This is a genomic window from Streptomyces sp. CT34 (assembly GCF_000805335.1).
GTDB lineage: Bacteria > Actinomycetota > Actinomycetes > Streptomycetales > Streptomycetaceae > Streptomyces.
Map to the genome: position 1 here is coordinate 6,444,257 of NZ_KN708638.1, position 7,979 is coordinate 6,452,235.

The window sequence follows — 7,979 nt, forward strand, 5'->3', positions numbered from 1 at the left end:
GTTGACCATGTAGCCCAGCCCCCAGCAGATGCCCGGGGTGCCCTCCGGAACCAGCGCGCCCAGTGTCAGATCCGGCTCGCCCGGCCGGCTCTGCGGCCGGCGCATCTCCTCCAGGGCGGCGGGGGAGACCAGCCCGCCGCCCGCCAGCGCACCGTAGACCGCGGCCAGGCCGTGGGCAGCGGCGTGGCCGTTGCCGGACGGGATCTCGGCGGCGCGGTAGGCGGCGCTGTTGATCTCGCCGGTGGGGATGGACAGCAGCGCCAGTGCCAGCGCCGCCAGCGGATGGTCGTCCAGCCCGCCGAGCGGCAGCTTCGGCAGGTCCGGGAACTGCTCGGTCAGCAGCTCCGCGTCCAGCTGCCCGACCATGTCCGCGCAGTGCGCGTGCTCCTCGGCGGGGGTGCCGATGAACACCCGTGCACCGAGCGGCCCGGTGATCTCGCTCCGCAGGAACGTGCCCAGCGACTGCCCGCTGATCCGTCGCACGACCTCGCCCACGAGATACCCGAACGTCACCGCGTGATAGCCCTGCGCGGTCCCCGGCTCCCACCAGGGCGGCGTCGCCGCCAGCGCCCCGCACACGTACTCCCAGTCGTAGGCGCGCCCCGGGGACAGCGGCTCCCGGGGCGCGATCAGCCCGGCGCGGTGGCTGAGCAGCCAGCGCACGGGTATGTCCTCCTTCCCGGCCTGCCCGAATTCCGGCCAGTAGCGGACGACCGGTGCGTCCAGGTCCAACTCCCCCCGGTCCGCGAGTAGGTGGGCGCACAGCGCGGTCATCCCCTTCGACGTCGAATAGACATTGACGAGGGTGTCCCGCTCCCAGGCCCGGCTCCGGTCCGCACCGGTGTGGCCGCCCCAGAGGTCCACCACCGCCTCGCCCTCCAGTGTCACCGCGACCGCCGCGCCGATCTCGCCGTGCTCGCGGAAGTTCCGCTCGAACGCGGTGCGTACGCCCTCGAAGCCGGCTGCGCAGTGGCCCCTGACGGTGGCTGCTTTCACGGTCGCTCTCCTCACGTCGTCGCGGTGCGGTGGGGGTCGTAGGGCGGGGTGGGTGCGGGCGCCGGCCGGTGGCGCACCCCGCGGGTCCGTTCGTGTGCCGCCGCGGTCCGCGCGTGACGAGTCGCGCGTCCCTACGGATGATCCGCCCGGATCGATGCCTCTGGCAACCGTGGCCACCCGGAGGGCGGAAGGCCGGCCCGGTCGGCGCGGTGCCGCGGACCGGCGAAATCGGTACGGTCGCCACCCGGGAACCCGGCAGGATGGCCCCCATGACCGCAGCCCTGATACGCCCCGTCCAGGCCCTTCTCGTCGTCGACGTCCAGTCCGCCTTCGTCTCCGGCGGCGAGGCGGTGCCGGACGCGGCCCGGGTGCTGGACCGCACCCGCGATCTGCTGTCCCGGGCCCGCGCGGCCGGCGCGCTCGTGGTGCACCTCCAGAACGACGGCGCGCCCGGCACCGTCGACGAGCCGCACACCCCCGGCTGGGAACTCCATCTGCCCGTCGCGCCCGGCCCCCGCGAGACGGTGGTCCGCAAGACGGACGACGACGGCTTCGAGGACACCCGGCTCGACGAACTCCTCACCGGCGCCGGGGTCCGGGAACTGGTGCTCTGCGGTGTGCTCTCCGAGATGTGCGTCAGCGCCACCGCGCGGACGGCGCTGCGGCGCGGCTACCGGGTCGTCCTGCCGCACGACGCGCACGCCACCTACGACATCCCCGCCGCCCCCGGCATCAGCGAGGCGGTGCTGGCGGCGATGTCCTCCCGGGCCGCCGAATGGGCCCTCGGGGACGAGGTCGAGATCGTGGCCCGCGCGGCCGATGTGCCCTTCGCGGCGGGGGAGTTGACGGTGGAGCGGGATGCCGCGGGGGTGCGGGTGGGGTGACTGCGGCGGCTGCTTGCCCGGGGGGCCTCCCCCCTCCCCCTCCCCCTCCCGCCCACCCCCGTCCCCTCCCTCACGGCAGGTTTTTCTCCAGGGCGTCGATGTAGGCCGCCATGGCGTGGTCCCGGATGCCGGGTGACGTCGGGGCGAGCAGCTCGGCGGTGAGGCGCTGGGCGGGGCCGAGCAGGCCGCCGGTCAGCGGCATGGTGTTGTGGACGCCGCCCCGGGCGTCGATGTAGCGCAGCGCGGAGACATGGCGGAAAACCGGCTCCGGGGGCAGCTGCGGCACGATGTCGTTGTGGTTGACGAAACGGTACATCCGGTGTGCGAAGGCGGAGTTGACCTCGCGGGCCAGCACCGGGTCGCAGGCGCGCGGCTGGCCGAAAGTGTAGACACCGTCGGCCGGCAGCCGGGGGTCCTCGAAGTGCAGCCGGGCGGCGGCCAGCATCGCCAGGGCGCCGCCCAGGCCGTGGCCGGTGAACCAGAGCGTCTGGTCGTTGTCGCGGAACTCCTTGAGCGCGGTGAGGATCTGCGGCCAGACCGCGTCCAGCGCCTCGGCGAAGCCGTGGTGGGCGGTGCCCAGGCCGCCGGGGCCGGGCCACGGAGGCGTCCCGGGGCCGGCCAGCCAGTCCCGCAGCGCGGCGGGCTCGGCGCCCCGGAAGGGCGTGATGATCATGTGCTGCCCGGTGAGGGTGTACGCCTGGACGTCCGGCAGCGGGAACGGCGGGCGGAACGCGGTGTGGTGGTGGCGCACCCGGTCGAGGCCCCACTGCGCGGCGGTGGCCGCGACGGCCGTCTCGTCCTGGTACGCGAGGTCGGCGGCGCGCGCCATGCAGAGGGCGTGGCGGATGCTGTAGCCGGTGGCGTGCTGGTCGACGAGGGTGCTGGTCAACGGAGGCTCCCAGTGAATGCGACGACGGACGGCGACGGTAACGGCAGGGCGACTACACACAGCTCGCTCTGACTACACACCGTAACGTTGTCGTGTCGCGGCGAGCGGGTGCGCCCGTTTAAACCACTCGTTCGAGCCTCGGGTCGCACACACCGTGATGCGGGGCGAGCCTGGAAGCGTCCGGCTCCCACAGGAAGGTCCCACAGTGAACAGCGCGGAACAGGCGTCACACGCGGAACATGTATCGGACGAGGTCGTGGTGGAGCTCGAAGGCTGCACGACGGAGGACGCGCAGGCCGTCTTCAGCGCGCTGCGCACCTCCTACCCGTGCGACCGGGCCGCGGACGACGTGCCCGCGGAAATGCCCGGGCCGGGCACGACGGTGTGGACCTCGACCTTCGACGTGACGAAGCGCCGGGCCGAGGCCGGGCCCCGGCGGCTCAAGGGCCCCGTCGTCGTCAGCCTCCAGGGCGGCTACTGGGCCGTCGACCAGCTGTGCAACGCCCTCCGGACCGCGTTCACGGTGAGCGTGGTGGGCACCGCCGCCGGCGACCAGGAGAAGGAGGTCGAGCTGCGGCTGGAGACCCTGCCGCAGACCGTGGGAAGAGGGGCGCGCTAGTGGCGGGCGGCACTCGCCCGCAGGACGCCGGCGGACCGCACCGCGTCAACGGACGGCGCTCCGAACTGACCCTCACCGTCAACGGGACCCCGCACGCCCTGACCCTGGACCACCGCACCACGGTCCTGGACGTGCTCCGCGAGCACCTCGGGCTCACCGGCGCCAAGAAGGGCTGCGACCACGGGCAGTGCGGTGCCTGCACGGTGCTGGTCGACGGGCGGCGCGCCAACAGCTGTCTGCTGCTGGCCGTGGCGTACGACGGGCGGCAGCTGACCACCATCGAGGGGCTGGCGGACGGGCGGCGGCTGCACCCCCTCCAGGAAGCGTTCGTCGAGCACGACGCCCTCCAGTGCGGTTACTGCACCCCGGGCCAGATCTGCTCGGCCGTCGGCATGCTCACCGAGGCCGCGGACGGCTTCCCCTCCCATGTCACCCCGGACACCGCCCCGTCCGGGGCGCCGGTCGCGCTCACCGCCGACGAGATCCGCGAGCGGATGAGCGGCAACCTCTGCCGGTGCGGCGCCTATCCCCGCATCGTCGACGCCGTCGAGGCGGTGGCCGGGGCGGCCGGAGCGGGGGCGGCCGGAGCATGAAGCCGTTCGGATATCTGCGCGTGGACAGCGTCGACGAGGCGGTACGGGCCGCCGCCGGGCAGCCCGGCGCCCAGTTCCTCGGGGGCGGCACCAATCTCGTCGACCTGATGAAGCTGGGCGTGGAGGCCCCGCGGGTGCTCATCGACGTCAGCCGGCTGCCGTTGGACCGCATCGAGGAACTGCCGGACGGTGGACTGCGGATCGGCGCGATGGTCCGCAACGCCGACCTCGCCGCTGCCCGCCCGGTACGCGAGCGCTACCCCGCGCTGTCGCAGGCGCTGCTGGCCGGGGCCTCGGGGCAGCTGCGGAACACCGCGACCACCGGCGGCAACCTGCTGCAGCGCACCCGCTGCCCGTACTTCCAGGACACCGCCAAGCCCTGCAACAAACGGGAGCCCGGCAGCGGCTGCCCGGCCCGCGACGGCGCCCACCGCGACCTCGCCGTACTCGGCCACTCCGCGCACTGCGTCGCCACCCAGCCGTCCGACATGGCCGTCGCCCTGGCCGCCCTGGACGCCACCGTCCGACTGCACGGCCCCGAGGGCGAACGCACCGTCCCGGCCACCGACTTCCACCGGTTGCCCGGCGACAGCCCGGAACGCGACACGGTGATCCGGCTCGGCGAACTGGTCACCGCCGTCGAGCTGCCGCCGCCCCGCCCCGGCGCCCACTCGCGCTACCGCAAGGCCCGCGACCGCGCCTCGTTCGCCTTCGCGCTGGCCTCCGTCGCCGCCGTACTCGCCGTCCGCGACGGCGTCGTCGAGCATGCCGCACTCGCCTTCGGCGGGCTGGCGCACCGGCCCTGGCGCGCCCGCGCCGCCGAAGCGGTGCTGCACGGCGCGCCCGCCACCGAGCGGAGCTTCGCCCGGGCCGCGGACGCCGAACTCGCCGCCGCCGAACCGCTCCGGGACAACGGCTTCAAGGTCCCCCTCGCCCGCGCCCTGGCCGTCGGGGTGCTGGCCGACCTCGCGGCCCGCGGCTGACCCCGCACCCGGACTCCGCCCCCGAACCGCAAGGACGCGCGTCATGAGCCACGACCCCCCGGAGCACGCACCGTTCCCCGAGCTCGCGGACCACCTCGCGCAGGGGAGGCCCCGATCGCCGGAGCGGCGGACGCCGCGCCCCCCGCTGCCGGCCCCGCCCGCGCACCCGCTGGGCGCACCGCTGGTCCGCCGCGAAGGCCGCGACAAAGCCACCGGCACCGCCCGGTACGCCGCCGAGCACACCCCGCCCGGCTGCGCCTACGCCTGGCCCGTCCCGGCCACCGTCGCCCGCGGCCGGATCACCGCACTGGACATCGGCGGGGCGCTGGCGCTGCCCGGGGTGATCGCCGTACTGACCCACGAGAACGCGCCCCGTCTTGCCGCCACCGACGACCCCACCCTGGGCCTCCTCCAGGGGGACCGGGTCCCGCACCGCGGCTGGTACGTCGCGCTCGCCGTCGCCGACACCCTCGAAGCCGCCCGCGACGCCGCCGAGGCCGTCCACGTCACGTACGCCACGGACGGGCACGACGTGCGCCTCACCGCGGACCACCCGGGGCTGTACGTCCCGGAGCGGGTCAACGGCGGCTACCCGGCGGTCCGCGAACACGGCGACTTCGACACGGCGTTCGCCGCCGCACCGATGACCGTCGACGCGACCTACACCGTGCCGCCGCTGCACAACCACCCGATGGAACCGCACGCCGCCACCGCCTGGTGGAGCCACGGCCACCTCACCGTCCACGACTCCAGCCAGGGCGCCACCAAGGTGCGCGAGGACCTGGCCGCCCTGTTCAAGCTCGGTACGGACGAGATCACCGTGATCTCCGAGCACGTCGGCGGCGGCTTCGGCTCCAAGGGGACGCCCCGCCCGCCGGCCGTGCTCGCCGCGATGGCCGCCCGGCACACCGGCCGCCCGGTCAAACTGGCCCTGCCGCGCCGCCAGTTGGCCGCCGTCGTCGGCCACCGCGCGCCCACCGTCCAGCGGGTGCGCATCGGCGCCGGCCGCGACGGCGTGATCACCGCCCTTGCCCACGAGAGTGCCACCCACACCTCCACGGTCACCGAGTTCGTGGAACAGGCCGCGGTCCCGGCGCGCGTCATGTACACCTCGCCGAACAGCCGCACCGCGCACCGCGTGGCCGCCCTCGACGTCCCCACCCCCTCCTGGATGCGCGCCCCCGGAGAGGCCCCGGGGATGTACGCCCTGGAGTCCGCCGTCGACGAACTCGCCGTCCTCCTGGAGACCGACCCCGTGGAACTGCGCATCCGCAACGAACCGGGCACCGAGCCGGACAGCGGTCTCCCCTTCAGCAGCCGCCATCTCGCCGACTGCCTCCGCGAGGGCGCGCGGCGCTTCGGCTGGCAGCCCCGCGACCCGCGCCCCGCGGCACGCCGCCACGGCGACCTCCTGCTGGGCACCGGCGTCGCCGCGGCCACCTACCCCGTCTACATCGCCGCCACCCAGGCCGAGGCGCACGCCGCCGCCGACGGCGGCTACCGCATCCGGGTCAACGCCACCGACATCGGCACCGGCGCCCGCACCGTCCTCGCCCAGATCGCCGCCGCCGCGCTCGGCGCCCCCGAGGACCGCGTCCGGGTCGAGATCGGCAGCAGCGACCTGCCGCCGGCCGCGCTCGCCGGCGGCTCCGCGGGCACCGCCTCCTGGGGGTGGGCGGTCCACAAGGCGTGCACGGCGCTGCTGGCCCGGCTGCGCGACCACGAAGGGCCGCTGCCCGCCGAGGGGATCACCGCCACCGAGGACACCCGCCGGGAGACCGCCGAGCCGCCCCCGTACGCCCGGCACGCCTTCGGCGCCGTCTTCGCCGAGGTCCGGGCGGACGTCCGCACCGGCGAGATCCGGGTGAGCCGGCTGCTCGGCCAGTACGCGGCCGGCCGGATCCTCAACCCCCGTACGGCGCGCTCCCAGTTCATCGGCGGCATGACCATGGGCCTGGGCATGGCCCTGATGGAAGGCAGCTCCCTGGACCCGGCCTTCGGCGACTTCACCGCCTGCGACCTGGCCTCGTACCACGTCCCGGCGCACGCCGACGTGCCGACCGTCGAGGCGCACTGGCTCGACGAGGAGGACCCGCACCTCAACCCCATGGGCAGCAAGGGCATCGGCGAGATCGGCATCGTCGGCACCGCGGCGGCCATCGGCAACGCCGTGTGGCACGCCACCGGCGTCCGGCTCCGCGACCTGCCGCTGACCCCCGACCGGCTGCTGCCCCACCTGCCCTGAGGAGGCCGGGACCCGAACGGCCCCCCATCTGTTGCGGGCCCGAAACCGCCGGGTCACCATGACATATGACCCATACGTGACTAATGCTCACTCTTCGTGTTCGGGGTTCGTTTGGTTCAACGAGGTGAAGGACGTGAGCCTCTCGCGGTGAGGAGCCACGACATGACACTTCCCGGCGGCCGGCACTACACGGTCGAACTGCACGCCGCGGCGGAGCGCGTACCGCAGATCCGACGGATCATCGCCGCGCATCTGCGGTACTGGAATCTCGAACTGCACATCCCGCCCGTGTGCCGGGGAGTGGCGGAACTCCTCACCAACGTCCACCGCCATATCGGCCCGGACGCCCGGTGCGTGGTCGAACTCCGCTGGACCGGCCGCCACCTGACCGCCTCGGTCGCCGACGACGGCCCACGGCTCCCGCGGCTGAGCAGCGCGGCCGGCGGCGGACTCGCCAAAGTGGCCGCGCTGAGCGACAGCTGGGGCACCTGCGCCACTCCGACCGGCAAGGTCATCTGGTTCACCCGCCGGGTCGAGGCCGCCCGCACCGCGCCGGTGACCCCCCGGGTGCCGCTGCGCAGCGTCCCAGACGTCGTCGGACCTGCCGGACCCGCCCCCGCCGCCGAGCCCGCCCCTGCCACGGAGCCGGCCCCGGTGCTCCCCGTCATGCCGGCGTCCGACCCCGCCACGTCCGAGGCATCGTTGGTCTGAGCCGGTCTGAGCCGGTCCGAGCCGGTCCGGCCCGCGGCCGGTCCCGCGGCCGGGGGGGT

8 protein-coding genes are annotated in these 7,979 nt (G+C 74.7%); 6 read left to right on the plus strand and 2 right to left on the minus strand.

Going from position 1 to position 7,979, the window contains the following annotated elements; all coding sequences use genetic code 11:
- On the minus strand, positions 1-996 hold a 996-nt coding region (locus RZ84_RS28100), incomplete at its 3' end, for a serine hydrolase domain-containing protein (RefSeq protein WP_241777885.1).
- A gap of 260 nt (positions 997-1,256) precedes the next feature.
- Here RZ84_RS28100 and RZ84_RS28105 point away from each other — a divergent pair.
- Positions 1,257-1,880: a cysteine hydrolase family protein gene (locus RZ84_RS28105; RefSeq protein WP_052230568.1), complete on the plus strand. Its 624-nt coding sequence runs from the start codon at positions 1,257-1,259 to the stop codon at positions 1,878-1,880.
- A gap of 70 nt (positions 1,881-1,950) precedes the next feature.
- Here the strand turns inward: RZ84_RS28105 and RZ84_RS28110 are convergent, their stop codons facing one another.
- Positions 1,951-2,769: a lipase family protein gene (locus RZ84_RS28110; RefSeq protein WP_198540060.1), complete on the minus strand. Its 819-nt coding sequence runs from the start codon at positions 2,767-2,769 to the stop codon at positions 1,951-1,953.
- 205 nt (positions 2,770-2,974) lie between these two features.
- Between RZ84_RS28110 and RZ84_RS28115 the strand changes: the two genes are divergently transcribed.
- From RZ84_RS28115 to RZ84_RS28135, 5 genes are all read left to right on the plus strand, one after another.
- Positions 2,975-3,388, plus strand: a complete 414-nt coding sequence (locus RZ84_RS28115; protein ID WP_043266876.1) for a hypothetical protein — start codon at positions 2,975-2,977, stop codon at positions 3,386-3,388.
- A complete protein-coding gene (locus tag RZ84_RS28120; protein WP_043266878.1) occupies positions 3,388-3,981 on the plus strand; it encodes a 2Fe-2S iron-sulfur cluster-binding protein in 594 nt (197 codons plus the stop codon). Before RZ84_RS28115 ends, RZ84_RS28120 begins: the two co-directional genes overlap by 1 nt.
- Positions 3,978-4,964 carry an FAD binding domain-containing protein gene (locus RZ84_RS28125; RefSeq protein ID WP_043266880.1) on the plus strand — a complete coding sequence of 329 codons (987 nt, stop codon included), beginning with the start codon at positions 3,978-3,980 and terminating at the stop codon, positions 4,962-4,964. Before RZ84_RS28120 ends, RZ84_RS28125 begins: the two co-directional genes overlap by 4 nt.
- 43 nt (positions 4,965-5,007) lie before the next feature.
- Entirely contained in the window at positions 5,008-7,209 is a 2,202-nt protein-coding gene (locus tag RZ84_RS28130) for a xanthine dehydrogenase family protein molybdopterin-binding subunit (protein WP_078894278.1), read from the plus strand.
- A 162-nt stretch (positions 7,210-7,371) separates the two neighbouring features.
- Positions 7,372-7,920 (plus strand): ATP-binding protein, encoded by a 549-nt coding sequence (locus RZ84_RS28135; RefSeq protein ID WP_043266882.1) that lies wholly within the window; start codon positions 7,372-7,374, stop codon positions 7,918-7,920.
- Positions 7,921-7,979: the final 59 nt, after the last annotated feature.

Bases quoted from the DNA above. Each gene is read 5' to 3' on its own strand.
- RZ84_RS28125 (WP_043266880.1), top strand. From the start codon at position 3,978: ATGAAGCCGTTCGGATATCTGCGCGTGGACAGCGTCGACGAGGCGGTA.
- RZ84_RS28135 (WP_043266882.1), top strand. From the start codon at position 7,372: ATGACACTTCCCGGCGGCCGGCACTACACGGTCGAACTGCACGCCGCG.
- RZ84_RS28105 (WP_052230568.1), top strand. From the start codon at position 1,257: ATGGCCCCCATGACCGCAGCCCTGATACGCCCCGTCCAGGCCCTTCTC.
- RZ84_RS28130 (WP_078894278.1), top strand. From the start codon at position 5,008: ATGAGCCACGACCCCCCGGAGCACGCACCGTTCCCCGAGCTCGCGGAC.